Origin of the sequence: Streptomyces showdoensis (assembly GCF_039535475.1) — a bacterium.
In the GTDB taxonomy this organism is placed as follows: Bacteria; Actinomycetota; Actinomycetes; order Streptomycetales; family Streptomycetaceae; genus Streptomyces; species Streptomyces showdoensis.
Genome location: NZ_BAAAXG010000026.1, coordinates 1,260,057 through 1,284,856, shown reverse-complemented (window position 1 = coordinate 1,284,856; position 24,800 = coordinate 1,260,057). Strand labels below are relative to the sequence as shown.

Annotated in this window: 25 protein-coding genes, 1 tRNA gene and 1 pseudogene; 15 read left to right on the top strand and 12 right to left on the bottom strand. The window is 73.4% G+C overall.

What is annotated here, in order from left to right; all coding sequences use genetic code 11:
- Positions 1-23 precede the first annotated feature (23 nt).
- From cysS to ABD981_RS18570, 3 genes are all read left to right on the top strand, one after another.
- Complete coding sequence (gene cysS / locus ABD981_RS18580; protein WP_046908615.1) at positions 24-1,424, top strand: cysteine--tRNA ligase; 1,401 nt, start codon at positions 24-26, stop codon at positions 1,422-1,424.
- A 152-nt stretch (positions 1,425-1,576) separates the two neighbouring features.
- Positions 1,577-2,536 (top strand): 23S rRNA (guanosine(2251)-2'-O)-methyltransferase RlmB, encoded by a 960-nt coding sequence (rlmB, locus tag ABD981_RS18575; protein ID WP_046908616.1) that lies wholly within the window; start codon positions 1,577-1,579, stop codon positions 2,534-2,536.
- Positions 2,537-2,714: 178 nt separating this feature from the next.
- Entirely contained in the window at positions 2,715-4,271 is a 1,557-nt protein-coding gene (locus ABD981_RS18570) for a DoxX family membrane protein (RefSeq protein WP_123954594.1), read from the top strand.
- Positions 4,272-4,675: 404 nt separating this feature from the next.
- On the opposite strand, the gene ABD981_RS18565 is transcribed toward ABD981_RS18570, so the two are convergent.
- From ABD981_RS18565 to ABD981_RS18555, 3 genes are all read right to left on the bottom strand, one after another.
- Entirely contained in the window at positions 4,676-5,389 is a 714-nt protein-coding gene (locus tag ABD981_RS18565) for a nucleotidyltransferase family protein (protein WP_046908619.1), read from the bottom strand.
- A gap of 39 nt (positions 5,390-5,428) precedes the next feature.
- On the bottom strand, positions 5,429-5,839 hold the full coding sequence (locus ABD981_RS18560; RefSeq protein WP_046908620.1) for a hypothetical protein: 411 nt from the start codon (positions 5,837-5,839) through the stop codon (positions 5,429-5,431).
- A gap of 231 nt (positions 5,840-6,070) precedes the next feature.
- On the bottom strand, positions 6,071-7,168 hold the full coding sequence (locus ABD981_RS18555; RefSeq protein WP_046908621.1) for an ABC transporter ATP-binding protein: 1,098 nt from the start codon (positions 7,166-7,168) through the stop codon (positions 6,071-6,073).
- A 181-nt stretch (positions 7,169-7,349) separates the two neighbouring features.
- Here ABD981_RS18555 and ABD981_RS18550 point away from each other — a divergent pair.
- The 4 genes from ABD981_RS18550 (at position 7,350) to ABD981_RS18535 (ending at position 9,377) form a co-directional block, all read left to right on the top strand.
- Positions 7,350-7,423, top strand: a tRNA-Thr gene (locus ABD981_RS18550).
- 140 nt (positions 7,424-7,563) lie between these two features.
- Positions 7,564-7,959 carry a hypothetical protein gene (locus ABD981_RS18545; RefSeq protein WP_046908622.1) on the top strand — a complete coding sequence of 132 codons (396 nt, stop codon included), beginning with the start codon at positions 7,564-7,566 and terminating at the stop codon, positions 7,957-7,959.
- A gap of 385 nt (positions 7,960-8,344) precedes the next feature.
- Positions 8,345-8,749 carry a DUF6086 family protein gene (locus tag ABD981_RS18540; protein WP_046908623.1) on the top strand — a complete coding sequence of 135 codons (405 nt, stop codon included), beginning with the start codon at positions 8,345-8,347 and terminating at the stop codon, positions 8,747-8,749.
- Positions 8,742-9,377: a TOPRIM nucleotidyl transferase/hydrolase domain-containing protein gene (locus tag ABD981_RS18535; protein WP_345529876.1), complete on the top strand. Its 636-nt coding sequence runs from the start codon at positions 8,742-8,744 to the stop codon at positions 9,375-9,377. The genes ABD981_RS18540 and ABD981_RS18535 overlap by 8 nt, the downstream gene beginning before the upstream one ends.
- Here the strand turns inward: ABD981_RS18535 and ABD981_RS18530 are convergent, their stop codons facing one another.
- Positions 9,378-10,766, bottom strand: coding sequence for an NAD(P)/FAD-dependent oxidoreductase (locus tag ABD981_RS18530; protein WP_046911144.1), 1,389 nt, complete (start codon positions 10,764-10,766; stop codon positions 9,378-9,380).
- Between the two features lie 152 nt (positions 10,767-10,918).
- Here ABD981_RS18530 and ABD981_RS18525 point away from each other — a divergent pair, with 152 nt between their 5' ends.
- From ABD981_RS18525 to ABD981_RS18510, 4 genes are read left to right on the top strand one after another with little or no spacing between them, the layout of a single operon-like run.
- Positions 10,919-11,635: a DsbA family protein gene (locus tag ABD981_RS18525; RefSeq protein WP_046911111.1), complete on the top strand. Its 717-nt coding sequence runs from the start codon at positions 10,919-10,921 to the stop codon at positions 11,633-11,635.
- 9 nt (positions 11,636-11,644) lie between these two features.
- Positions 11,645-12,535 carry an aminoglycoside phosphotransferase family protein gene (locus ABD981_RS18520; RefSeq protein ID WP_046911112.1) on the top strand — a complete coding sequence of 297 codons (891 nt, stop codon included), beginning with the start codon at positions 11,645-11,647 and terminating at the stop codon, positions 12,533-12,535.
- A 19-nt stretch (positions 12,536-12,554) separates the two neighbouring features.
- On the top strand, positions 12,555-13,034 hold the full coding sequence (locus tag ABD981_RS18515) for a GNAT family N-acetyltransferase (RefSeq protein ID WP_046911113.1): 480 nt from the start codon (positions 12,555-12,557) through the stop codon (positions 13,032-13,034).
- 9 nt (positions 13,035-13,043) lie between these two features.
- Complete coding sequence (locus ABD981_RS18510; RefSeq protein WP_240495432.1) at positions 13,044-13,400, top strand: hypothetical protein; 357 nt, start codon at positions 13,044-13,046, stop codon at positions 13,398-13,400.
- Positions 13,401-13,482: 82 nt separating this feature from the next.
- Here the strand turns inward: ABD981_RS18510 and ABD981_RS18505 are convergent, their stop codons facing one another.
- Together ABD981_RS18505 and ABD981_RS18500 are read right to left on the bottom strand one after the other, a co-directional pair.
- Entirely contained in the window at positions 13,483-14,469 is a 987-nt protein-coding gene (locus ABD981_RS18505) for a zinc-binding dehydrogenase (protein ID WP_046911114.1), read from the bottom strand.
- Between the two features lie 283 nt (positions 14,470-14,752).
- Positions 14,753-15,892: pseudogene (locus ABD981_RS18500) on the bottom strand (FAD-dependent oxidoreductase); the annotation flags it as partial.
- A gap of 119 nt (positions 15,893-16,011) precedes the next feature.
- Here ABD981_RS18500 and ABD981_RS18495 point away from each other — a divergent pair.
- Complete coding sequence (locus tag ABD981_RS18495; RefSeq protein ID WP_240495433.1) at positions 16,012-16,683, top strand: pentapeptide repeat-containing protein; 672 nt, start codon at positions 16,012-16,014, stop codon at positions 16,681-16,683.
- A 265-nt stretch (positions 16,684-16,948) separates the two neighbouring features.
- Here ABD981_RS18495 and ABD981_RS18490 read toward each other — a convergent pair whose 3' ends face one another.
- The 4 genes from ABD981_RS18490 to ABD981_RS18475 form a co-directional block, all read right to left on the bottom strand.
- Positions 16,949-17,449, bottom strand: a complete 501-nt coding sequence (locus ABD981_RS18490; protein ID WP_046911116.1) for a hypothetical protein — start codon at positions 17,447-17,449, stop codon at positions 16,949-16,951.
- A 12-nt stretch (positions 17,450-17,461) separates the two neighbouring features.
- Positions 17,462-18,673: an FAD-dependent monooxygenase gene (locus ABD981_RS18485; RefSeq protein WP_046911117.1), complete on the bottom strand. Its 1,212-nt coding sequence runs from the start codon at positions 18,671-18,673 to the stop codon at positions 17,462-17,464.
- Positions 18,674-18,788: 115 nt separating this feature from the next.
- Positions 18,789-19,415 carry a response regulator gene (locus ABD981_RS18480; protein ID WP_046911118.1) on the bottom strand — a complete coding sequence of 209 codons (627 nt, stop codon included), beginning with the start codon at positions 19,413-19,415 and terminating at the stop codon, positions 18,789-18,791.
- On the bottom strand, positions 19,412-20,608 hold the full coding sequence (locus ABD981_RS18475) for a sensor histidine kinase (RefSeq protein WP_046911119.1): 1,197 nt from the start codon (positions 20,606-20,608) through the stop codon (positions 19,412-19,414). The genes ABD981_RS18480 and ABD981_RS18475 overlap by 4 nt, the downstream gene beginning before the upstream one ends.
- Positions 20,609-20,826: 218 nt before the next feature.
- Between ABD981_RS18475 and ABD981_RS18470 the strand changes: the two genes are divergently transcribed.
- Positions 20,827-21,375 (top strand): GlcG/HbpS family heme-binding protein, encoded by a 549-nt coding sequence (locus tag ABD981_RS18470; protein ID WP_046911120.1) that lies wholly within the window; start codon positions 20,827-20,829, stop codon positions 21,373-21,375.
- A gap of 152 nt (positions 21,376-21,527) precedes the next feature.
- Entirely contained in the window at positions 21,528-22,943 is a 1,416-nt protein-coding gene (locus ABD981_RS18465) for a M1 family metallopeptidase (protein ID WP_046911121.1), read from the top strand.
- Positions 22,944-22,956: 13 nt separating this feature from the next.
- Here the strand turns inward: ABD981_RS18465 and ABD981_RS18460 are convergent, their stop codons facing one another.
- Positions 22,957-23,484 (bottom strand): GNAT family N-acetyltransferase, encoded by a 528-nt coding sequence (locus ABD981_RS18460; protein ID WP_046911122.1) that lies wholly within the window; start codon positions 23,482-23,484, stop codon positions 22,957-22,959.
- 77 nt (positions 23,485-23,561) lie between these two features.
- Positions 23,562-24,137 carry a TerD family protein gene (locus ABD981_RS18455; RefSeq protein WP_046911123.1) on the bottom strand — a complete coding sequence of 192 codons (576 nt, stop codon included), beginning with the start codon at positions 24,135-24,137 and terminating at the stop codon, positions 23,562-23,564.
- A gap of 114 nt (positions 24,138-24,251) precedes the next feature.
- Here ABD981_RS18455 and arfB point away from each other — a divergent pair, with 114 nt between their 5' ends.
- Positions 24,252-24,677: an alternative ribosome rescue aminoacyl-tRNA hydrolase ArfB gene (gene arfB / locus ABD981_RS18450; protein WP_205628291.1), complete on the top strand. Its 426-nt coding sequence runs from the start codon at positions 24,252-24,254 to the stop codon at positions 24,675-24,677.
- The last annotated feature ends 123 nt before the right edge of the window (positions 24,678-24,800 follow it).

Below are 24,800 nucleotides of genomic sequence, written 5' to 3'. Positions count from 1 at the left end.
CACCTGCCCACTACCCTGGAGTGGTGACCATTCGCCTGTACGACACCAGCGCCCGGCAGATCCGCGACTTCGTCCCGCTCACACCGGGCTGTGTCTCGATCTACCTCTGTGGCGCCACCGTGCAGGCCGCCCCGCACATCGGGCACATCCGCTCGGGGCTGAACTTCGACATCATGCGCCGCTGGTTCGCGTACCGCGGCTTCGACGTCACGTTCATCCGCAACGTCACCGACATCGACGACAAGATCATCACCAAGGGCGCCGAGCAGGGTCGTCCCTGGTGGTCCATCGGCTACGAGAACGAGCGCGCCTTCAACGCGGGCTACGAGGCCCTCGGTTGCCTGCCGCCGACCTACGAGCCGCGGGCCACCGGCCACGTGCCCGAGATGATCGAGATGATGCGCGGCCTCATCGAGCGCGGCCACGCCTACGAGGCGGACGGCAGCGTCTACTTCGACGTGCGCTCCTTCCCGGGCTACCTGGAGCTGTCCAACCAGGACATCGACGACCTGCGCCAGCCCTCCGAGGACGGCATCACCGGCAAGCGGGACCCGCGCGACTTCGCCATGTGGAAGTCGACCAAGCCGGGCGAGCCCGACTGGGAGACCCCGTGGGGCCGCGGGCGTCCCGGCTGGCACCTGGAGTGCTCGGCGATGGCCCACAAGTACCTGGGCTCCGCCTTCGACATCCACGGCGGCGGCCTCGACCTGATCTTCCCGCACCACGAGAACGAGATCGCCCAGGCCAAGGCCTTCGGCGACGAGTTCGCCCGGTACTGGGTGCACAACGCCTGGGTCACCATGAGCGGCGAGAAGATGTCGAAGTCGCTCGGCAACTCGGTGCTCGTCTCCGAGATGGTGAAGAACTGGCGCCCCATCGTCCTGCGCTACTACCTCGGCACCCCGCACTACCGCTCGATGATCGAGTACAGCGAGGAGGCCCTGCGCGAGGCCGAGGCCGCCTTCGCCCGCATCGAGGGCTTCGTCCAGCGCGCCACCGAGAAGGCCGGGGCGCCCGTCGCCCCCGCCGCCGAGGTGCCGCCGGCCTTCGCCGAGGCCATGGACGACGACCTGGGCGTGCCGCACGCGCTGGCGATCATCCACACCACCGTCCGCCAGGGCAACAGCGCGCTGGCCGCCGACGACAAGGAAGAGGCGGTCGCCCGCCTCGCCGAGGTGCGCGCCATGCTCGGCGTCCTCGGCCTGGACCCGCTCGACCCGCACTGGGCCGAGGAGTCCGGTGGCGGCGAGGAGCTGCACGGCGTCGTCGACACCCTCGTCCGCCTCGTGCTCCAGCAGCGCGAGGCGGCGCGGGAGCGCAAGGACTGGGCGACCGCGGACGCCATCCGCGACCAGCTGTCCCAGTCCGGCCTCGCCATCGAGGACAGCCCCGACGGCCCCCGCTGGACCCTCGGAAACCGCTAGAACGCCGATGATGTGCCGTCCGGGCCCCCCGGGCGGCACACTTCAGTTAGCAGACACGTACAGATTCACGTACAGATTCACGTAAAGACTTACGCACAGAGTTACGCGCAGACTTCTCGCACGTACGCAGCAGGCAGAGGAAACAGGTAGTCATGGCCGGGAACAGCCAGCGCAGGAACCGCCGCACGTCCAACAAGAAGGGCGCGACGGTCGGCAGCGGTGGCCAGCGGCGCAAGGGCCTGGAGGGCAAGGGCCCGACGCCCAAGGCCGAGGACCGCAAGGGCCACAAGGCCTTCCGCGTCTCCAACGCGATGGCCCGGCAGGCGGCCAAGCGCCGCCCCGCGCCCCGCCGCGGCGGCCCCAAGGGCCAGAGCGAGATGGTCGTCGGCCGCAACCCGGTCTTCGAGGCGCTGCGCGACGGCGTGCCCGCCACCACCCTGTACGTGCAGCAGTTCATCGACAACGACGAGCGGGTGCGCGAGGCGCTCCAGCTCGCCGGCGCGCGCGGCAACATCAACCTGATGGAAGCCCCGCGCCCCGAGCTCGACCGCATGACCAACGGGCTGAACCACCAGGGCCTGGTCCTCCAGGTGCCGCCGTACGAGTACGCGCACCCCGAGGACCTCACCGCCGCCGCCTACGACGACGGCGAGGACCCGCTGATCGTCGCCCTCGACGGCGTCACCGACCCGCGCAACCTCGGCGCGATCGTCCGCTCCGTCTCCGCCTTCGGCGGCCACGGCGTGGTCATCCCCGAGCGCCGCGCCGCCGGCATGACCGCCGGTGCCTGGAAGACCTCCGCCGGCACCGCCGCGCGCACCCCGGTCGCCCGCGTCACCAACCTGACCCGCGCCCTGCAGGAGTACAAGAAGGCCGGCATCGCGGTCGTCGGCCTCGCCGCCGAGGGCACGCACGAGGTGCAGGACCTGGACGCGCTGGCCGGCCCGGTCGTCATCGTCGTCGGCTCCGAGGGCAAGGGCCTCGGCCGTCTCGTCGGCGAGACCTGCGACTACCTCGTCCGCATCCCGATGCCGGGCGGCGCCGAGTCGCTGAACGCCGGTGTCGCCGCGGGCGTCGTGCTGTACGAGGCGGCGCGCCGCCGCACGCGCTGACCGCACGGACCGACGCGCCCGACCGCAGGGACGGACGCGTCGGCCCACCGGGTGCGCCGACCCGTGTCCCCCGTACGGGCTGACCCGAACGGGGGACGCGCCCCGGCCGTGATCTTGACGGGCCTCGGACATTTGCGAGCCGTCAAGGCAGTGTCCTAAACGCACATCACTCGGTTAGATGAGTGTGGACACCAGAACGCCCCGGCCGGGGTTCGACGATCAGCCCGCGCTGAGCATGGTCAAAGTGGATTCCGATCCCGCCCAGGTGATCGTGAACCACGCCAGCTTCCGTGTGCGGCTCGCGCCGGCCCAACAGCCGAGGTTCGCAGTGAACCCCCGGATCGCCGCCCTCGCCGGATCGGCGGCCGGGGGTGCCGCGGCGGGCGCCGCGCGCCGCCGGCCCGTCGTGTGGACCGGGAAGTCCGCGCCCGGCGCGACCGGTCTCCTGCAGGCGGTGCGCGAGTCGTCCGCCGGCGCGGTCTCCATCCTGGAACCGACGACCCAGACCATCCCGCGCGTCGACGACACGATGCCCACCCCCGTGGTGCCCGCGGGCCCGGCGGCCCCGCTGCTGCCGCCGATGCGGCGCGCCGAAGGGGCGTACGACGAGGGCGCGTACGACGAGGTCTACGCCCTCGGGCCGGACGCCCACGACGACCAGGGCGCCGGGTACGACGCCAGGTCCCCGCACCGGCACGGCGCGGACGCCGTCCGGCACGCCTACTACCCGGGCCGTCGGATGAACCTCGGGGTGGTGCTGCTGCCGCTGCGGGTCTTCCTCGGCTTCATCTCCATCTACGCCGGCATGGGCAAGCTCTGCGACCCCGTCTACTTCGACGGCGGCGAGCGCGGCTCGATGGTCAAGTGGCTCAACTCGCTGCACCCGTGGGGGCTCGCCGAGCCGCTGCGCGACTTCGCCCTCCAGCACCCGGTCGGCGCGGGGCTCACCGTCGCCTTCCTCCAGGTCGTCGTCGGCGTCCTCACCGTCCTCGGCCTGTGGCAGCGGGTCGCCGCCGTCGTCGGCGCGCTGCTGTCCGCGGCGCTGATCCTGACGGTCAGCTGGAAGACGGTCCCCGTCTACGACGCGCCGGACATCATCTACCTGGCCGCCTGGTCGCCGCTGATCATCGCGGGCGCCCCGGTCTACTCGATCGACGGACGGCTGGCCGGCGAGGCCTGGCGCACCCTCGGGCCGCGCTCCGAGCTGTGGGAGCTGCGCCGCCGGGTCCTGCGCCGCGGCACGGTCGTCGCCGCGGTCGTCGTCGGGCTCACGCTGCTGGGCGGCTCGATGCTCGGCGGGGCCGTGCGGTCCACCCAGATGGTCACGGTCCCCGGTCCGGACGACGACCCGATCAACCACCTGCCCGGCGAGCCGCTCCCGAAGGAGCCCGGCGCCACCGGCCCGGCCCGCAAGCAGTCGAAGAGCCCCGAGCCCTCGGCGACGACCGGGGCGAGCGGGGAGAAGGAGCGGGACGAGGAGACGGCCGAGCCGTCGCGGACCACGGAGCCCCGCCGCAGCGAGCGGACCAGCCCCTCGGCCAGCCAGGGCAGCGGCACCCGCACCCCGAGCCAGTCGCGCACGGCGGCCCCGCCGACCTCCACGGGCTCCGGCTCGGGCTCCGGCGGCTCGGGCGGCACCAGCGGCACCCCGAGCAGCGGCAGCAGCAGCGGCTCCACGGACGGCGGTTCGTCCACGGCCGGACCCCGCAACCCGATCGGCGGCCTGCTGGGCTGAGACCCGGGACACGGGAGTGGGCGAGGGCCCCGGCGCCGCGACGGACGGCACCGGGGCCCTTTCGCGTGCTTGCGTGTCCGTGCGTGTCCGAGCGGTCCGTGCGGTCCGTGCGCGGGGTGCGCGGCGACCCTCGCCTTGCACAAGGTTCAAGAGACCACGCTGAACAGCCCGAACGCCCGAACGCCCTGAACGTGGTCGCCGCCGTCGCCCAGCTCCTCGTCGCCGCCGGCCCGCGCGCTGACGGCCGCGGCGCTGATCTGAGCGGGCGGGGCCGGCAGGCCGGGGACGTCCGTACGGGGGGCCAGGGGGCCTCCGTACGGACGTGGAAGGGGCCGCACCGGTCAGTCCGGTGCGGCCCCTTCCCCGTACGACCGAGGCCCCGGTGGGGGCCGCCCGTACTGCGTCTACGCGTGCGCGGCGAGCTCCTTGGCGGCCTCGGTGAGGTCCTTGGCGGTGTCGATGGCCCGCCAGTAGGCCCCCTGGGGCAGCGGGAAGCCCGCCAGGCGCCGTTCGCGGGCCAGCCGGGGGAAGGTGGTGCGCTCGTGGTCGCCGAGGTCGGGCAGCAGCTCGGTGAAGGCGGCGGAGAAGACGTACACGCCCGCGTTGATGAGGTACGGGGACGGCGGCGACTCGATGAAGTCGGTGATGTGGCCGAACGCGTCGGTCTCGACGGCGCCCCAGGGGATGCGGGGGCGGGCCAGGGCGAGGGTCGCGGTGGCGTCGCGCTCCTCGTGGAAATCGGCCATCTCGCGCAGGGAGAAGCGGGTCCAGATGTCGCCGTTGGTGGCGTACCAGGGCTTGCCCGGCTCCGGCAGGTGGGCGGCCGCGTACTTCAGGCCGCCGCCGCGGCCCAGCGGCTCCGACTCGACGACCGTCGTCACCTTGAGGGGCAGGACGGCGCTCTCCAGCCACTCCTGGAGGACCTCGGCGAGGTGGCCGCAGGAGACGACGACGTCCGTCACGCCCTCGGCGGCGAGCCAGGAGAGCTGATGGCCGATGATCGGGGTCCCGGTGCCCGGGATCTCGACCATCGGCTTGGGGCGGTCGTCGGTGTACGGGCGCAGCCGCGAGCCCTGGCCGCCCGCCAGGACCACGGCCTGCGTCGGGGAGGTATGCATACCGGGAACGATATGCGCACCGGGGTTGCCGGGCTCCACTCAGCTCGCGTGCATGACGCCGGTCGCGAAGGAGGTGTCGCAGACGGGGCGGGAGAAGGACTGCGCGCGGGCGGGGCCGTAGTGGCGGACGGCGGCTGCGCCGAGCGACCGGGCGATGGACATGCAGTGCTTGGCGAGCGACGGACGGTTCTCGACCTCGCGCTGGAGGTGGGTGAGGGCCTTTCCGGGGTCCTTCTCCTGAAGCTCTGCGAGCAGCTGGTCGCGCAGAATATCCTGCGGGGCACGGGACTTGGCCCGCGTCGAGACGTCCGTGGACGACGCCAGCAGCTGGGTGTCGGAACCGTGGCCGGCCCACGGGACGGCGGACACCGCGAGCGTTCCGGAGAGCACCAGGACGACGGGCAGGACGAGGGCGAGAGAGCGGCCGATTCGGCGGGCAGTGTGCGTCACGCAGGCGAGCGTAGCGGCCGGTAGTGATATGGCGACATTTAGTCACTCTCGCGAGGGATGGTTCGAAGTGTCTTTTCGAATCCCGTGTTGACGCCGAGGGTGGGTCGGGGGCCTGAATGCCCAGTTCTGCCGGGGTTTTCGCCAAGTCGGCGATTCATGCCTCCTGTACGCGAACGGCCCCGCCCCCCGCAAGCGGGGACGGGGCCGTCGGAAGCGCCGCGGATCGGTGCGTCAGTCGGAGAGGCGCTCGCCGGTCGAGGTCGAGAAGACGTGCAGCTCGGCGGAGCGCGGCACGACCTGGAGGGTGGAGCCCTTCGAGGGGACGTCACGGCCGCCGACGCGGACCACCAGGTCCTTGTCCTCGCCGCCGACGCGGGTGGAGCCGTAGACGAAGCCGTCGGAGCCGAGCTCCTCGACCACGTTCACGGTCACGGCCAGGCCGTCCTTGCTGCTCGCGCTCTGCACGTCGAAGTGCTCGGGGCGGACGCCGACGGTGACCGTGGTGTCGCCCTTGGCGGAGGCGGCGGCGATGGCGTCACGGGAGACCGGGACGATGCTGTTGCCGAACTTCACGCCGCCGTCGGTGATCGGGACCTCGACCAGGTTCATGGCCGGGGAGCCGATGAAGCCGGCGACGAAGAGGTTGGCGGGCTTGTCGTACATGTTGCGCGGGGTGTCGACCTGCTGGAGCAGACCGTCCTTGAGGACGGCGACGCGGTCGCCCATGGTGAGCGCCTCGGTCTGGTCGTGCGTCACGTACACGGTGGTGATGCCGAGCCGGCGCTGCAGCGAGGCGATCTGCGTACGGGTCGAGACGCGGAGCTTGGCGTCGAGGTTCGACAGCGGCTCGTCCATGAGGAAGACCTGCGGCTCACGCACGATGGCGCGGCCCATGGCGACACGCTGGCGCTGACCGCCGGAGAGCGCCTTCGGCTTGCGGTCGAGGTACTCGGTGAGGTCGAGGATCTTCGCCGCCTCCTCGACCTTCGCGCGGATCTCGCTCTTGTTGACGCCGGCGATCTTGAGCGCGAAGCCCATGTTGTCGGCGACCGTCATGTGCGGGTAGAGCGCGTAGTTCTGGAACACCATGGCGATGTCCCGGTCCTTCGGGGGCAGGTGCGTGACGTCGCGGTCGCCGATGCGGATGGCACCGGTGGTGACGTCCTCCAGGCCGGCGAGCATGCGCAGCGAGGTCGACTTGCCACAGCCGGAGGGGCCGACGAGAACGAGGAACTCGCCGTCGGCGATCTCGATCTCCAGCTCGTTGACGGAGGGCTTTTCGGCGCCGGGGTAGACCAGGGTCGCCTTGTCGTAGGTGACGGAAGCCATGGTGATGTGTCCCTTCACCGGCAGGAACGTGCCGGACGATCCGAGTAAAGGAAGGATTGAGGTCTAGTCCACCTGGGTGAACCGGGAGTGACGCTACCTGGCCACACCCGATCTGTCAGCAGTCCGGGCCCGTGAGATTCCCGCCCCTGTGCGTGCGCCCGTTGGTTACACTGCACGGACTGCCTCCTTAGCTCAGCTGGCCAGAGCACCGCTCTTGTAAAGCGGGGGTCGTCGGTTCGAACCCGACAGGGGGCTCAGGGCGAGGGCCGGTGCGGGGGGATGCTTCCCGGCGCCGGCCTTTTGCGTGCGACCGGAGGCGTGCCAGATGGCTCCGACGCCGGGCGCCATCGTGGAGGCAGCCCTGGCTGTCGTAGCCGCGTTGTACGGTCCGCGGCATGGCTGAGAGACCTACGACGAGTTGGCGCGAGGGCATAGCCCGTGAGGCCGAGCAGCTTGCCGCCGGCACCTTGGATCCTGGCTGCGCGTGCATGGCCGACCTGTACCCGGAGGGACTCCTGACGGCGACCGATGCCGTTCTCGATTCCTTCGACGGGGAGGTCGCCGGGCTGGAGGGAGCGGAAGACGCGCAGGTCTTCGCGGTGGTCGAGCGCGTCGTCCTGGCCCTGAACGCCGTGGACGACGTCCACGGCGGCTACGAGACGGATGAACGCGAGGCATTGTGCGCCTACATCGATGAGGCGCTGGGCGATCACGGTGTCGATGTGGCCGCGTTGGCTGCCCGGCATGGGCTTGGGCGGTACGAGCTCACGGACAAGTGGCGCGACTGGTAGGGGGTCCCGACGGTGTGGTGCGCGGTCGGTGACGCGCTCACGAGCCTGTGAGGTGGAAGGAAAACCCGTTGGGGGCCGTGTCGGGGGCGGCGTAGGGTCCGCGGATGGTTTTCGAGGGTGGCGGGGGCGTGTGGACCCTGCAGGGGTTCAGCAAGGCGGACGGTTCCTGCGGGCCGAGGTTCCCCTGAGCCGGGCGCAGGCTCTGCGGCTGCGTGAGGTGATCACGCCGGATGCGGATGATCCCTGGATGTGGCTCGACGCGGCCGGCGGTGGCGGCGATTCTGGGGTGCGGGCCGCCTGATCCCGGGCTCGGCCACCAGGTGGGCGCGTATGCGTCCGAACGATCGGCTGAGGCGGAGGTGCCGGATTGAGTCATCCCTTTGCGGTGGACGGCGAAACGCTCTGGGACGCGGGGTACCGCAGTGTACGGCTGTACTTCTCGCTGATGAAGGGAGTGGCGGAGCACATCGACTTGCCGATGGGCTTGGCGCGCAACGACCGGCTGGGCGGCTGCGATGTGGAGCCGGCGGTGTTCCGGGCGTTCGTGGCGGAGATGTACGACTCCTACTTCCGGACCAACAGCGCGGTGCTGCGGGGGCTGTGGCGCGGCCCGCTGGTCACGTCGCTCGTTCTCCTGGACATGGCGGGGGCTCCCCTCGCGCCGGGTGCCGGGCGCGAGGACGCCCTGTGGGGAGACATGGCCGCCGTCGGGCGTTCCATGGGGGCGCCGGACTGGAGGCGGTACGGCGACGTCGTACCGGACGCGCGGGGCGGCGACGGACATGGGTGACATGAAGTCGTTCCGGGACGCCGTCGTCGCCTGGGCCGGGAGTGGGCGGGGGGACGAGGGGGCTCGGGAGCGGGCGGTCGGGCTGGTGGGGGAGGTGGGGGTCCGGGGGGTCGTGCTCGTCGAGGGGCCCAGTGATGTCGGGGCCGTCGAGGCGTTCGCCGGGAGGCTGGGGCGGGATCTCGTGGGGGAGGGGATCTGCGTCCTGGCGATGGGGGGTGCCATGGGGGTCGGGCGGTTCGCGGGGTTCCTCGGGCCGGACGGGTTGGGGCTGCGGCTGACCGGGCTCTGCGACGAGCGGGAGCGCGACTACTTCGAGCGCGGGTGGACGCGGGCCGGGGTCGTCGGGTCGCGGGACTACTTCGTGTGCGCGGCGGACCTGGAGGACGAGCTGATCCGCGCGCTCGGGGTGGAGCGGGTGATCGAGATCGTCCGCGAGGAGGGCGACCTCCGGCCGCTGGAGACCTTCCTGCGGCAGCCCGCGCAGCGGGAGCGCACCCCGCAGCAGCAGCTCCGGCGCTTCTTCGGTACGACGAAGGGGCGCAAGATCCACTACGGCGGGGTGCTGGTGCGGGGGCTCGAGGGAGAGCGCGTGCCCGGGCCGCTGGCCCGGTTGTTCGAGGTGCTCTGATCAGCGGCCGCTCAGGCGGTTGGCGAGGGTGGCCACCCGGTCGGTGGCGGCGGTGTGGCCGGTGGCCTCGCGGCGGTCGGCGCCGCGGAACGCCGCGTACATCGTCTGCACGCCGAGCCAGCGCAGCGGCTCCGGCTCCCACTTGCGGACCTTGTGGTTCACCCAGGGCAGCGTGGTCAGGTCGGTCGGCCCGGACTGGCCGGAGTCCTGCTGGATGAGGTCGCGCAGGGTGCGGGCGGCGAGGTTGGTGGTCGCGACGCCGGAGCCGACGTAGCCGCCGGCCCAGCCGAGGCCGGTGGAGCGGTCGAGGGTGACGGTGGCGCACCAGTCGCGCGGCACGCCGAGGACGCCGGACCAGGCGTGGTCGATGCCGACGCCGGCGAGCTGCGGGAAGAAGCGGACCAGGATCTCGCGCAGGGCCTCGATGGTCTGGGGCTGGGTGCGGCCGTCGTTGTCGGTCTTCGAGCCGAAGCGGTACGGGACGCCCCGGCCGCCCAGGGCGATGCGGCCGTCGGCGGTGCGCTGGGCGTACATGTAGGCGTGCGCCATGTCGCCGAGGGTCTCCAGGCCGTTCCAGCCGATCGACTCCCACTGCGCGTCGGTCAGGGGCTCGGTGGCGATCATGGAGGAGTTCATGGGGAGCCACGTGCGGCGCTGCCCGGCGAGGGAGGCGGTGAAGCCCTCGGTGCAGCGCAGCACGTACGGGGCGCGGACCGTGCCGTACGGGGTGACGGCGTGCTTCGGGCGGATCTCGGTGACCGGGGTCGACTCGTGGATCGTGACGCCGAGGGCCTCGACGGCGTCGGCGAGCCCCTTGACCAGCTTCACCGGGTGGAGGCGGGCGCCGTGCGGGGTCCAGCTGGACCCCACGGCTCCGGCGACGCGGATGCGTTCGGCGGTCTCGCGGGCCCCGTACAGCTCCCGGTCCTTCTCGCCGAAGGCGAGCTCGGCGGCGTGGAACTGCTTGAGGCGGGCGAGCTGGGCGGGGGAGAGGGCGACCTCCAGGACGCCGCCGCGGTGCAGGTCGGCGTCGATGCCCTCGGCGGCGCAGACCTCGATGACCTCGGTGACGGTGTCGTTCATGGCGTGCTGGAGGCGGACGGCGGCCTCGTGGCCGTGCAGCCCGGCGTAGCGGTCGCGGCCCGCGATCCCGTTGTAGAGCCAGCCCCCGTTGCGGCCGGAGGCGCCGTAGCCGCAGAACTTGGCCTCCAGGACGGTGATGTCGAGGAAGGGGGCGGCCTTCTTGAGGTAGTAGGCGGTCCACAGACCCGTGTACCCGCCGCCGACGATGCAGACGTCGGCGGTGGTGTCGCCGGGCAGCGGTTCGCGGGGTGCGGGGGCGCCCTCCTGGGCGTACCAGAACGAGATGCCGCCGTTGATCGTGCTCATGTCCATCCCTCTTCCGGGTCCGTGCGCGGGAGGCTACAGGGCCCTTGGTCCCGTGGATACGGGCCTTTCGCGGCGGCCCGGGCGGCGGGGCCGCGCCTACGGTCGTGGATACGGATTCCGTCGCCTGTCGCCCGTCGTGGAAGGACCTCGTCATGCGTGTACGCAGGACCCGGCGGGCGGTGGCCGCCGCGCTGGCCGTCGCCGTCATCGGCCTTGCGGGGACGGCCTGTTCGCAGGACTCCCCGACCGCCGCGGCGCAGCCGGCGGTGGAGTCGGCGGACCACACGGCCGTGCTGGCCGAGCTGCCGGCGTCCGTGGACGGCCCCCGGATCGTGGTCGGGCAGCCCGAGGCGCCGCACACCGTGACGGTTTTCGTCGATCCGCGCTGCAGCTACTGCGCGAAGTTCGAGGCGGCCGCCGGGAAGGTCCTCGCGGAGCAGGCGGCGGCCGGGAAGGTGCGGGTCGAGTACGTGATCGCCTCCTTCCTGGACGCCCGCACGGGCGGTACGGCCTCGGCTCGGGCTGCCAACGCGCTGCGGGCGTCGGCGGAGGCGGGCCCGGGCGCGTTCGCGACGTACCAGGCGACGCTGTTCGCGAGCCAGCCCTCGGGGGAGTCGAAGGACGGCTACTCCGTCGACCACCTCCTCGGGATCGCGGACCGGGTGCCCGGCCTGCGCGGCGCGGCCTTCGACAAGGCCGTCCGGGAGGACGCGTACAAGGACTGGGTGGCCTCCTCGGAGAAGGCCTTCGAGGACGCGGGCGTCGGCGGCACCCCCACCGTCCTGGTGGACGGCAGGCCGCTGCCCGCCGGCAACGGCCTCTACGACGCGGCCCGATTCTCGGAGGCGCTGCGCGACGCCGGTGTCTAGGCTCGGCGTGTGATCCACGTACCCGAGGAACTCGCGGCGTCGCAGGCGAAGTACAACGGGGAGGCGGGCCGGGCGTTCATCGCCGGGCTGCCGGCCCGCGCGGAGGCCTTCCTGGACCGCTGGGACCTCCACCTCACCGGCCCGTCGATGCACGGAGTGGCCTCCCTGGTCCTGCCCGTGCGCAAGGACGGCACCCCGGCCGTCCTCAAGCTCCAGCTCCTGGACGAGGAGAGCGAGGGGGAGCCGACGGGCCTGCGGGCCTGGGCCGGGAACGGGTCGGTGCGCCTCCTCGACCACGACCCGGAGACGGGCACGATGCTCCTGGAACGGGCCGACGAGACGCGCCACCTGTCGACCCACCCGGACCCCCGCGAGGCGGTGGACGTCCTGGCCGGGCTGCTGGCCCGGCTGACGGCGCTGCCCGCCCCGCCCGGCCTGCGCACCCTGGCCGACATCGCGGCCGCCATGCTCGCCGACACGCCCCGGGCGGCGGAGCGGCTGGGCGCCGACGACGCCCGGCTCCTGAAGGACTGCGCGGCGGCCGTGCGCGAGGTCCTCCCCGAACCCGGGGACCGCCTCCTCCACTGGGACCTGCACTACGACAACATCCTGGCCGCCGAGCGCGAACCCTGGCTGGCCATCGACCCGAAGCCGCTCGCCGGCGACCCCGGCTTCGACCTGCTCCCCGCCCTGACCGACCTGGGGGACCCGGACCCGGCGGAGACCCTGTGGCGCTTCGACCTGCTGACCGAGCGACTGGGCCTGGACCGGGCGCGGGCCCGCGCCTGGACGCTGGGGCGGGTGCTGCAGAACGGCCTGTGGGACGTCGAGGACGGCGAACCGGCCCTCGACGAGGACCAGGTGTCCATCGCCCGGACGCTCCTGTCGCGGACGGCCTGATCCGGTGCACCCTGAGCCCATGATCCGTATCGCCACGCCTGCCGACGTCCCCGTCATCCACCGCCTGGTCCGCGACCTCGCGGAGTACGAGAAGGCCCTCGACGAGGCCCGCGCCACCGAGGCCCAGCTCCACGAGGCCCTCTTCGGCGAGCGCCCCGCCGCCTACGCCCACATCGCCGAGACGCCCGAGGGCGAGGTCGCCGGCTTCGCCCTCTGGTTCCTCAACTTCTCGACGTGGCGCGGAGTGCACGGCATCTACCTGGAGGACCTGTACGTCCGCCCCGACCTCCGGGGCGGCGGCCACGGCAAGGCCCTCCTCACCGAACTGGCCCGCATCTGCGTGGAACGCGGCTACGAGCGCCTGGAGTGGTCGGTCCTCGACTGGAACAAGCCGTCGATCGAGTTCTACGAGTCCCTCGGCGCCCGGCCCCAGGACGAGTGGACGGTGTACCGGCTGACGGACGGGGCGCTGGCGGAGCTGGGGCGGGCGGGGGTGTAGGAAGGGGGCATGGACAAGGTCAGCGACATGCGCGACATGGGTATTCAGCAGCGGTTCGAGCGGATCACCGGCTTCATCGAGGCGCGCCTCACGCCGCTCTTCGACCCCGAGAACGGGAGCGACCACGGGTTCGGGATGGACGACACCTCCCGGGCCCTGCGGGCGCTCCGCTACAGCGTGCAGGCCGCCTCGGCCGTGAACGGTCTGGTGGAGAAGCGCGAGACGGAGCCGGCGCTGCGGCAGGTGGTGGACCAGGCGCTGGAGCACAACTGGGACGTGCTGCGCTCCATCGCCCGGATGTGGGAGGACCACCCCGACTTCCTGAAGGAGTTCAAGGGGCACTCCTGGGACGTGATCGGGGTCTGAGGCGCGCCGGTTCCTGACGGCGGACCTGCATCCTCTGCCGTCAGGCGGACTTGGCCCCTCTTCCGTACGGCGGACCTGACCGCTACGGCACAAGGACCACCTTGCCCGTCGTCCCCCGGGTCTCCAGGGCCCGGTGGGCCCGGGCCGCCTCCGCGAGCGGGAAGCGGTGGACGGCGGGGCGGAGGGTGCCGGACGCGGCGGCCTCCAGGGCGGCGAGTTCCAGGTTGCGGACGTCGCCGCCCGCCTTCTGGATCATGACCGGGCCGAGGACGCCCTCGGAGCGGATGCCGCGCGCGGCGAGCTCCTCCTCCGTGAACGTGAGGGGCTCGCCGCCGCCGGACCAGCCGAAGACCAGGTGGTGGCCGCCCTCGCCGAGCAGGTCGACCGCCGCGCGGCCGGTGTCGCCGCCGACCGAGTCGAACACGATCGTCGCGGCGCGCCCGCCCAGGTACGCGCGGACCTCCTCCGGCCACTCCGGCCGCGTGTAGTCGACCGCCAGGTCGGCGCCGTTCTCGCGGACCAGCGCGGTCTTCCGGGGGCCGCCCGCGAGCCCGATGACGGTGGCGCCCGCGTTCTTCGCGTACTGGACGAGCAGGGTGCCGATGCCGCCCGCCGCGGCCGGCACGATCGCGACCGACTCGGGGCCGAGCTCCGTGAACTGCAGGATGCCGAGGGTCGTGCGGCCCGTGCCGATCATCGCCACCGCCTCCGCCTCGCCCAGGTGGTCGGGGAGGGCGTGGAGGCGGGCGGCCTCGGTGACGGTGAGTTCGGCGTAGCCGCCGGGGGCCATGCCGATGTGGGCGACCACCCGCTTGCCGAGCCAGGCCGGGTCCGTGCCCTCGCCGAGCGCGTCCACGGTGCCGGCCACCTCGCGGCCGGGGACCGTCGGGAGCTCCACGGGGGCGGGGAAGGGGCCCGGGTCGCCCTCGCGCAGGGCCGTGTCGAGGACGTGCACGCCGGCCGCCGCGACCTTGATCCGGACCTGGCCGGGGCCGGGGACGGGGTCGGGCGTCCGCTCGTACGTCAGGTTCTCGGCGGGGCCGTAGGCGTGGAGGCGGATGGCGTGCATGGGGGCTCCCCTGTTCGGCGGGCCGGTGGGCCGCTGGGCCCGCCGACCGTGGGCGGGTGTTCCGTGGTGGGCCCAGCCTGCGACCTCAACCGCGCTTGAGGTCAAGCGGCCGGGCCTCCTGCGTGCCCGTGGTCGTCGCTGCCGCCCCCGTGGTCGTCGCTGCCGCCCCCGTGGTGCCCGTCGTGCCCGTGGTCACCTCGGTCCGTGTGGCCCCCGTGGTGCCCGCGGTCGCCTCGGTCCCCGTGGTCCCCGTGGCCCCCCGCGGCCCGTGCGACGAGGCCCGCAGCGCCAGCGACACCGCCTCCACCGCGCTCGTGAACGACACCTCCGCCAGCACGCCCGGCGCCGCCACCTGGTCGCCCGCCAGGTACACGCCGTCGCCCCGGTCGATCGCCGGCCGGTCGCGCCAGGTCGTGCCGGGGCGGTCCACCGCGCCCGTACGCCCGTTGGAGACCGCGTCGCGCCGCCACACCGTCCGCTCGCGCCAGCCCGCGAAGCCCAGGTCCAGGAGGCGCTCCACGTGGGCGAGGCCGTCCGCCTTCGACTCGCCGGGGGCGATGGGCATCTGGGCCTGGATCAGCTGCTCGCCGGCCGGGGCGAGGGTCGGGTCCTGGGTGGTGAAGCGCTCGATCCAGCCGGGCGCGTCCAGGTCGGAGATCGCGAACGGGTCGCCCTTGCGGGTGCGCAGGGCCAGGTCGAACAGGACGGTGCGGCCCGACTCCCAGGTGAGGGAGGGGTCGTCGAGCAGGCGGGCCGCCGAGCTGAGGGCGGTCGCGACGACGACCGGGCCGCCGTCGGTCGGCAGCGAGTCGATCCGGGAGGAGGTCTCGATCCGTACCCCCAGCTCCCGGGCGTGCGCCGCCATCCGGTCGATCAGCCGGCCCCAGCCGCCCTTGATGAAGTGCGCCTCGGCCGGGATCGACGCGGCCCGGTGCAGCCGCTCCTGCACGAAGCGGGCCGACAGCGCGCCGGGGTCGTGGTGGTAGAGCGCGACCCCGCAGTACGAGGCGGCCGCGCGGGCCGCGGACTCGCCGATCAGGCCGGTCGCCCAGGTGAGGAAGTCGACGTCCACGGGTGCCTGTTCGCCCTTGCGGAAGGACTGCCGCAGCAGCCCGAACGGGGGCGTGCGGCGCAGCGCGCCCCGGTGGTGGAAGCGGATCCGGGCGGCTTCGAGGGCCGGCAGCGGGGCGAGCTCGCCGAGCAGTCCGCGCTGCTTCAGCCAGGTCCAGTGCGGGCCGCCGGCGTAGATCGCGTGCGGGCCGTCGTTGGTGAGGTACGGGCCCTCCGCCGTGCGCGCCCGGCCGCCGAGGCTGTGGTGCGACTCGTGCAGGGTGACCTCGGCGCCCGCCTCGGCGGCGGTGACGGCCGCGGTGAGTCCGGCGAAGCCGCCGCCGATGATGGTGATCTTCCGCGTGTTCCGCATCTCTCGCTCCCTCGTCTGCCCGGCCCGGTGTCGGGTCTCACGCACAGGACGGGCGGCGGGGGCGGGTTCGTGACATCGGGGCCGGGGCGTTGTCAGTGGCGTGCGTCACGATGGGGGGCATGACGCGCAAGACGGTGAAGCGAGTGGCCGGGGTGAGGAAGCCGGAGGTGCGCCTGCCGCCGCTGGCGGTGTACGAGGGTCCCGGGCTCGACCCGGACGGGGACTACGACGGGCTGGAGTTCACGGACCTCGACCTCGCGGGCCAGGACGGCGCGGGGGCGCGGTTCCTGGACTGCGCGGTGCGCGGCTGCGCGCTCGACGAGACGCGGCTGCGGTCGGCGCGCTTCGTCGACTCGGTGCTCGAAGGGGTACGGGGGGTCGGCACCGATCTCGCCGGGGCGCAGCTGCGGGACGTGGAGTTCGGGGTGGCCCGGCTCGGCGGGACGCAGCTGCACGGGGCGGTCCTGGAGCGGGTGTGGGTGCGGGGCGGGAAGATCGACTATCTGAACCTGCGGACGGCTGAGCTGAGGGACGTCCTCTTCGAGGGCTGCGTGCTGAGCGAGCCGGACTTCGGGGGCGCGACGCTGGAGCGGGTGGAGTTCCGGGACTGCGTGGTGACGGGGGCGGACTTCGGCCGGGCGAAGCTGAAGGACGTCGACCTGCGCACCGCCCAGCGCCTGGACATCGTCCGCGGAGTGGACGCGCTGGCGGGCGCGGTGATCTCCACGGGGCAGCTGCTGGACCTGGCGTCGGTGTTCGCGGCGCAGCTGGGGGTGCGGGTGGAGGACTGACGGCTGGGACGGAGGGCGGGGCGGGGGCGGGGGTGGCCGCCGGCCCCGGGTACCCGGCCCCGGTTGCGGCGTCGGCCCGGGGCCTTCCGTCCCCGCACCCTTCGGGGCCTGGTGCCTTCCGGCCCCGCACCTTCGGGGGCCCGGGGCCTTCCGTCCCCGCACCTTCGGGGGCCCGGGGCCTTCCGTCCCCGCACCTCCGGGGGCCCGGGGCCTTCCGTCCCCGCCGGGCCCCGCACCTCCGGCGGCCCGGCGCTCCGCCCCGCCCCTACGCGACCCGCGGGAAGCGGGCCTGGAGGGACCACACGGCCGGGTTGTCGGCCAGGCCCTCGTGCATGTCGGTGAGGTCGGCGATCAGGTCGTGCAGGAAGTCGCGGGCCTCGCGGCGCAGCGCCGCGTGGTTGAAGGTGAGCGGCGGCTCGTCGCCCGGCATCCAGTCGGCCTCGACGTCCACCCAGCCGAAGCGGCGCTCGAACAGCATCCGGTCCGAGGACTCGGTGAAGTCGAGCTCCGCGTACTGCGGCTGGGCGGCGCGGCTGCCGCGCGGGTCGCGGTCGAGCTGCTCGACGATGTCGCACAGCGCCCACGCGAAGTCGAGCACCGGCACCCATCCCCAGGCTGTGGAAACCTCCTGGTCCTTCTCCGTGTCCGCGAGGTACACGTCACCGCAGAACAGGTCGTGGCGCAGGGCGTGGACGTCCGCGCTGCGGTAGTCCGTCTGCGGCGGGTCGGGGAAGCGGCGGGAGAGCGAGTAGCCGATGTCGAGCACGGGGAGATGGTGTCATGCCCGCGAGGACCGGTGCACCGCCCTCGCCACCCGCGGCCCCAGCCAGCGCTTGAAGCGGCGCAGCGGCTCCAGCTGCTCGGCGGCGCGGTCCAGCCGGTAGTAGAGCTGGGGCGGGACGTGCGGGAGGAGCGGGGAGTGCCGCTGGCCGAGCAGCGCGAACATCTTGGCCGGCTCCAGCGCCATGTACCGGGGCAGGTTCTCGTACCACTGCGCGCTGTAGCGGGCCGCGCTCTGCGCCGAGACCAGCTCCGCGCGGCGGCGCTTGCCGTACGTGGTGAGGGCGGCGTCCAGGTCGCCCGCCGGGCGCAGCGCGGCGGCCAGCGCGAGGGCGTCCTCCAGGGCCAGGGTGGTGCCCGCGCCGATCGAGTAGTGGGTGGTGTGGGCCGCGTCGCCGAGCAGGACCAGGTTGCCGTGGTGCCAGGTCCGGGTGGTCAGGGTGCGGAAGGTCAGCCACTGCGCGCTGCCGTCCGCGTGCTCGCGCCCGATCAGCGGCTCGCCGTCGAGGAGGTCGGCGAACAGCTTCTCCAGCAGGTTCAGGCTGTCGGCCTCGTTCATCCGGTCCATGCCGAGGCCGGTCCAGGTGGCGGGGGAGCACTCGACGACACAGGTCGACCGCTCGCCGCTGAAGCCGTAGGCGTAGCACCAGATCCAGCCGTGTTCGGTCTCCTTGAAGGCGAAGCTGAAGGAGTCGAAGACCTTGGTCGTGCCGAGCCAGATGTAGTGGTTGCGCCCGCTGGTCAGCTCGGCGCCGAAGCGGTCGGCGTACGCCTCGCGGAGCGCGCTGTGCACGCCGTCGGCGGCCACGACGAGGTCGGATCCGGCGAGCTCGGGGGCGTCCGGGCCGCCGACGCCGTGCTCGAACTCGACCCGTACGCCGAGCTCCCGGGCCCGGTCGGCGAGCAGCCCGAGCATCCGGCGGCGCCCGATGCCGAAGCCGGCGTCGCCGCGGTGCACGGTCCGCTCGTCGCGGACGATGGCGACGCCGTCCGTCCAGGTGACCGAGGCGGCGGAGATCGCCTCGGCGGAGGCGGGGTCGCCCGCCCGCAGCTTGTCGAGCAGGCCCGCCCAGTACGTGACGCCCCAGCCGTACGTGGAGCCGGCCGGGTTCCGTTCGTACACGGCGATCTCGTGGGACGGGTCCTGGCGCTTCATCAGGATCGAGAAGTACAGGCCGGCGGGCCCGCCGCCGACGACGGTGATCTTCACGTGCGCTCCCACGGGGACATGACACTGTGCGCTGGAATGGCAACGCAGGGTAGCAGCGTCGTGGCCGCCCGTGCCCGGCGCCGTGCCGGGCGCCCGGGCGCACCGGCGCCGCGGCCTACGGCAGCAGGCGCTGTTCCTTCGCCACCGCCACCGCGCCCGCGCGCGTGTCGACGCCGAGCTTCGCGTAGATGCGGCCCAGGTGGGTCTTGACCGTCGCCTCGCTGATGAACAGCGCCCGGGCGATCTCCCGGTTGCCCAGGCCGTGGGCCAGCTGCCCGAGGATGTCGCGCTCCCGGTCGGTGAGCGTCGGGCCCGCCGCGCCCCGCATCCGGTCCATCACCCGGCTGGCGACCGGAGGCGACAGCGTCGTGCGGCCCTGCGCGGCGGAGCGGATCGCGGCGAACAGCTCCTCCGGGCGCTCGGCCTTCAGCAGATAGCCCGTGGCGCCCGCCTCGATCGCGCGGGTGATGTCCGCGTCCGTGTCGTACGTGGTGAGGACGAGGACGTGGACGCCGGAGCCCGGCACGGCGATCCGGCGGGTGGCCTCGACGCCGTCGATGCCCGGGCCGAGCTGGAGGTCCATCAGGACGACGTCCGGCCGCAGGTGGCCGGCCATCGCGACGGCCTCCTCGCCGCTGCCCGCCTCGCCGACCACCTCGATGCCGGGGGCGCTGCCCAGCAGGGCGAGCAGTCCGGCGCGGACGACGGCGTGGTCGTCGCAGAGCAGGATCCGTACGGTCACTCGCCTGCCTCCAGGGGGCGTGGGAGGGGGATCGCGGCGGAGAGCACGGTGCCCTCGCCGGGGGCGGACTCGACGGTCAGGGTGCCGCCCAGCTGCTGGGCCCGCACCCGCATCGCGGGCAGGCCGTGGCCCCGTACGCCCCCGTCGGGGCGGCCGGACGCCGGCTCGAAGCCGCGCCCGTCGTCGGCGACGTCGAGCACCACCTGGTCGTCCAGGTAGGTCAGGGTGATCGCGGCCGAGGTGGCCCCGGCGTGTTCGCGGATGTTGGCGAGGGCGCCCTGCGCGATCCGCAGCAGCGCCGACTGCACCCGGTCCGGCAGCGCGACGGCCGTCCCGTCCACCCGGAACGCGGCCGACTCGCGGGTGGCGAGGCCGCGCAGCGCCTCCTCCAGGCCGCCGCCCTCGGCGAGGTCCGCGGGGGCCAGGTCGTGCACGAAGCGGCGGGCCTCGGCGAGGTTGCGCTCGGCGATCGACTCGGCCGTACGGACGTGCCGGCGGGCGGTCGACGGGTCGCCGTCCCAGGTGCGGTCGGCGGCCTGGAGCAGCATCTGCTGGCTGGACAGGCCCTGCGCCAGGGTGTCGTGGATCTCCATGGAGAGCCGCTGCCGCTCCGCCAGGGTGCCCTCGCGCCGCTCGGTCGCGGCCAGCTCCCTGCGGGTGCGGATCAGGTCGTCGATCAGGGCCCGCTGTCGGTCCGCCTGCCGCTCGGCGTGCACGAACACGGCGGTCGCGATGGCGGCGACGGCCGGCGGGGCGATCACCAGGTTGGGGTCCCAGCCGCCGTGCGACAGCTTCACCTGGGCCGCCACCACGAAGACGGTGAGCAGCCCGACCAGGCCGAGCGCGGCCCGCGGCGGCAGGGTGCGCAGGCCCGTGTAGAAGAGCGGCACCGCGCACCAGGCGAAGCTGGGCGCCAGCACCACCAGGACCATCCACACGGCGACGACCGTGCTCAGCCAGGCGATCCGCCGGGGCGTCGCGCGGGTGCCGAGGACGGGCCCGAGGAGGTAGAGGGAGGCGAGCGCGCCCGAGAGGGCGACGATCCAGGGGCTGCGGTCCTCCCACGGATGGCGCAGCAGGAAGCGGGCGAGGGAGGCGCCGAGCAGCAGGAAGAAGGCGACGTGCATGACCCGCGCCAGCCAGCGGGCGTCGGGATCCTGCCGGCCCTGCTCCATCGTCCGCCCTCTCGCCATCGCTTCTGACCTGGGAGGACACCCAGGGGTACGGTCCCATCCTGGCCCAGGGGGACCAGGGCGGCATCAACCGATCGGCTGACACCCCCGTCCTCCACTATGCGCGGCGGGCCGAGCCGGAACGTGGACCGTACGGCCCGGATTGCGGGCCGAGGATCGATATCAGAGCGAACGGAACACCGATACCGGCCGCCGTACCCGACTCCCAGGAGCCCGCCATGAAGAAGAAGATCCTCCTCGGCACCACCGCCGCCGTCGTCCTCGCCGCCGGTACCTTCGGCGCCGTCTCCGCCAACGCCTCCGCCCCGCAGGCCGCGCCCGCCGCCGTGGCCGCGAAGAAGGCCGGCGCCGACAAGGACAACCTGCGCCAGGACACCCACCTGACGATCGAGGCCGCCACGAAGGCCGCGCAGGCCACGCTGAAGGCCGCCGAGAAGGAGAACCAGCGGGTCTCCGTCGCCGTCGTCGACCGCAACGGCAACACCATCGTCACCCTGCGCGGCGACGGTGCCGGCCCGCAGTCCTACGAGTCGGCCGAGCGCAAGGCGTTCACCGCCGTCTCCTGGAACGCCCCGACCTCCGTCCTCGCGGGCCGTCTCGCCCAGGCTCCGAACCTGAAGGACATCCCGGGCACCCTCTTCCTCGCCGGTGGCGCCCCCGTCACCGCGAACGGCGCCCCGATCGCCGGCATCGGCGTGGCCGGCGCCCCCTCGGGCGACCTGGACGAGAAGTTCGCCCAGGCGGGCGTGGCGTCCCTCGACGACTGATCCCCCTCCACGCGGCACCCCGTGCGGGCCGCGCCGCGTGGAACCCCGCACGTCAGCGGCGCCCGGACCCCCCGCCGGGCGCCGCTGACCCCGGTCCGGGCGCCGGCTGATTCGTACACCGATCCGTTCGCACGTCTGTTTAGGATCGGTTCGTGAACACCCGCAGCCGTCCCCGCACCGCAGGAGTCCGTACCGCAGGAGCCCTCGCGCTCGCCGTCGCCCTGCTCGCCGCCGGCTGCACCGGCGGCGGGGCCGGCGGGGTCAAGGGCACGCCCGGCGCGGCCGGGCTGCGCGACCCGTACTTCCCGCGGCTCGGCAACGGCGGCTACGACGTCGGCCACTACGGCCTCACCCTCGCCTACGACCCCGCCACCGGCCGCCTCGACGGCCGTGCCGAGATCACCGCGAAGGCCACCCAGGACCTCAGCGCCTTCAACCTGGACCTCGCCGGGCTCACCGTCCGCGGGGCCACCGTCGACGGCGAGCCCGCCGCGGTCAGCCGGGCCGGGAACGAGCTGACCCTGCGCCCGGCCGACGACATCGACGAGGGCGCGGAGTTCCGCGCCGTCGTCACGTACGAGGGCGTACCGGAGACCGTCACGGACGCGGACGGCTCGGAGGAGGGCTGGCTGAAGACCGCCGACGGGGCGCTCGCGGTCGGCGAACCGACCGGCTCGATGGCCTGGTTCCCCGGCAACCACCACCCGTCCGACAAGGCGGCGTACGACGTCACCGTCACCGTCCCCGTGGGGCTGAAGGCCCTGTCCAACGGCGTCATGACCTCGGAGAAGACGACGGCCGACGGGCGCACCACCTCCGTCTGGCACTCGCCCGAGCCCATGGCCAGCTATCTGGCGACCCTCGCCATCGGGCGGTACGACACGACGTCCGCGACCGCCCTCGGGAAGGTCCCCGTGCTCACCGCCGCCGACCCGCAGGTCGCCGCGGAGACCGCGGCGCTGCGCGCCCGGGTGCCGGAGATCCTGAAGTGGCAGACGGAGAACTTCGGCCCCTACCCCTTCGGGGCGGCCGGGGCGATCGTCGAGCGGGACGGAGACGTCGGCTACGCCCTGGAGACCCAGAGCCGCCCGGTCTTCCCCCTCGGCTCCTTCGACACCCCGACCCTCGTCCACGAGCTGGCCCACCAGTGGTACGGCGACTCCGTCTCGCCCGCGTCCTGGAAGGACATCTGGCTCAACGAGAGCTTCGCGACCTACGCGGAGTGGCTGTACGCGGAGGACTTCGAGCACACGCCGGCGCAGAAGAGCTTCGAGAGGGCCTTCGCCGACGAGGACGCCTGGGCCTTCCCCCCGGCCGAACCGCCCACCGCCGAGGACCTGTTCGGCGCGCCGGTCTACCAGCGGGGCGCGATGGTGCTGCACAAGGTCCGGCAGGCGGTCGGCGACGACGCCTTCTTCGAGATCCTGGCCGGCTGGCCGGCGAAGTACCGGCACGCCACCGCCACCACCGAGGACTTCACGCGGTACGTGGAGTCGGTGGCCGGCCGGGACCTGGGGGACCTGTGGGACGTCTGGCTGTACGGGGACGGGAAGCCCGCGCAGCCCTAGGGTGCCTCGTCGATCAGGCCGGGCCCTCCCGGAGCGGCTTGCGCATCACGACGCAGGCCCGCCCGTGGGCGAGGTCCGGGCGGCGCGCGGTCTCCGCGTAGCCGAGGGAGGTCCAGAAGGCCAGCGCCCGGGGGTTGTTCTCCAGGACGGCGAGCTTCAGTCCGGCGCGCCCGGCGGCGCGGAAGCGGTCCTCGACGTGGCCGGCGAGGCGGCGGCCGTGGCCGGCCCGGTGCTCCTCGGCGTGCACCATCAGCAGGCCGAGCCACGGATCGGGGTCGGCCGGGTCGGGGTGCCGGCCGAGGGTGACGGCGATGCCGACGAGGCGGCCGCCGGACCGGGCCAGCAGCACCTCGGCGGTGGGCTCGGCGAGCTCGTCGGCGAGGGCGGCGGCGACCTGTTCGGGCCGGATGTCGTCGGGGTCGGGGAAGTCGCCGCTGAGCTGCTGGAAGGCGTGGTTCGAGGCGTACAGCGCGGTGAGTTCCGTGAGCAGCGGGCCGGGGAGGTCGCGCGGGTCCTTGGCGGCCAGGGGTTCGACGATCACACGGGCAACAGTAGGGCCCCGGCCCGCCCGGCGGCTGCCGGGCGGGCCGGGGCCCTCCTTCTTCACGTGCGGTCGGGTCAGATGTTGACGCCGAAGTCGCGGGCGATGCCCTCCAGGCCCGAGGCGTAGCCCTGGCCGACGGCGCGGAACTTCCACTCGGCGCCGTTGCGGTACAGCTCGCCGAAGACCATGGCGGTCTCGACGGCGGCGTCCTCCGACAGGTCGTAGCGGGCGATCTCGGCGCCGCCGGCCTGGTTGACGATGCGGATGTACGCGTTGCGGACCTGGCCGAAGTTCTGCGAGCGGTTGACCGCGTCGTAGATGGAGACCGGGAAGACGATCTTGTCGACGCCGGCCGGCAGGCCCGCCAGGTTGACGTTGATCTGCTCGTCGTCGCCGCCGCCCTCGCCGGTGCGGTTGTCACCGGTGTGGACGATGGTCTGGTCCGGGGTGGACTTGTTGTTGAAGAAGACGAAGTGCCCGTCGGAGACGACCTTGCCGGTGCCGTCGACGCCGATCGCGGAGGCGTCGAGGTCGAAGTCCGTGCCGGTGGTCGTGCGGACGTCCCAGCCGAGGCCCACGGTGACGGCGGTGAGGCCGGGGGCCTCCTTGGTCAGGGAGACGTTGCCGCCCTTGGAGAGGCTTACAGCCATGGGAAGTCCCTTTCATCGTGGTGTGTTCGTACCCGATAACGCGCGGGGGACCCCGGCGGTTCCAGGTGGAAAACGGGGTGACGTCCCCGAGCCCCTGCGGGGAACATGGAGGACATGGCCGGTCCCTATCTCATCCGCGGCTCCGTCTCGCTCCCCGAGGCCGAGCTCCAGTGGCGTTTCTCGCGGTCGTCGGGGCCGGGCGGGCAGCACGTGAACACCAGCGACTCGCAGGTGGAGCTCCGCTTCGACCTGGCCGCGACGGAGGCGTTCCCCGAGGTCTGGAAGGCCCGCGCGCTGGAGCGCCTGGCGGGCCGTCTGGTGAACGGCGTCGTCACGGTCCGCGCCTCGGAGCACCGCTCCCAGTGGCGCAACCGCGAGACCGCCGCCGTCCGCCTCGCCGCGCTCCTGGCCGAGGCCACCGCCCCGCCGCCCAAGCCGCGCCGCGCGACGAAGATCCCGCGCGGCATCAACGAGCGCCGGCTGCGGGAGAAGAAGCAGCGCTCGGACACCAAGCGCGGCCGCCAGGGCCGCGACTGGTAGCACCGCGACCGGCAGCCGCCGTGACGGGTGGCCGCTGTGACGGGTGGCCGCTGTGACGGGTGGCCGCTGTGACGGGTGGCCGCTGTGACGGGTGGCCGCTGTGACGGGTGGCCGCCGTGACCG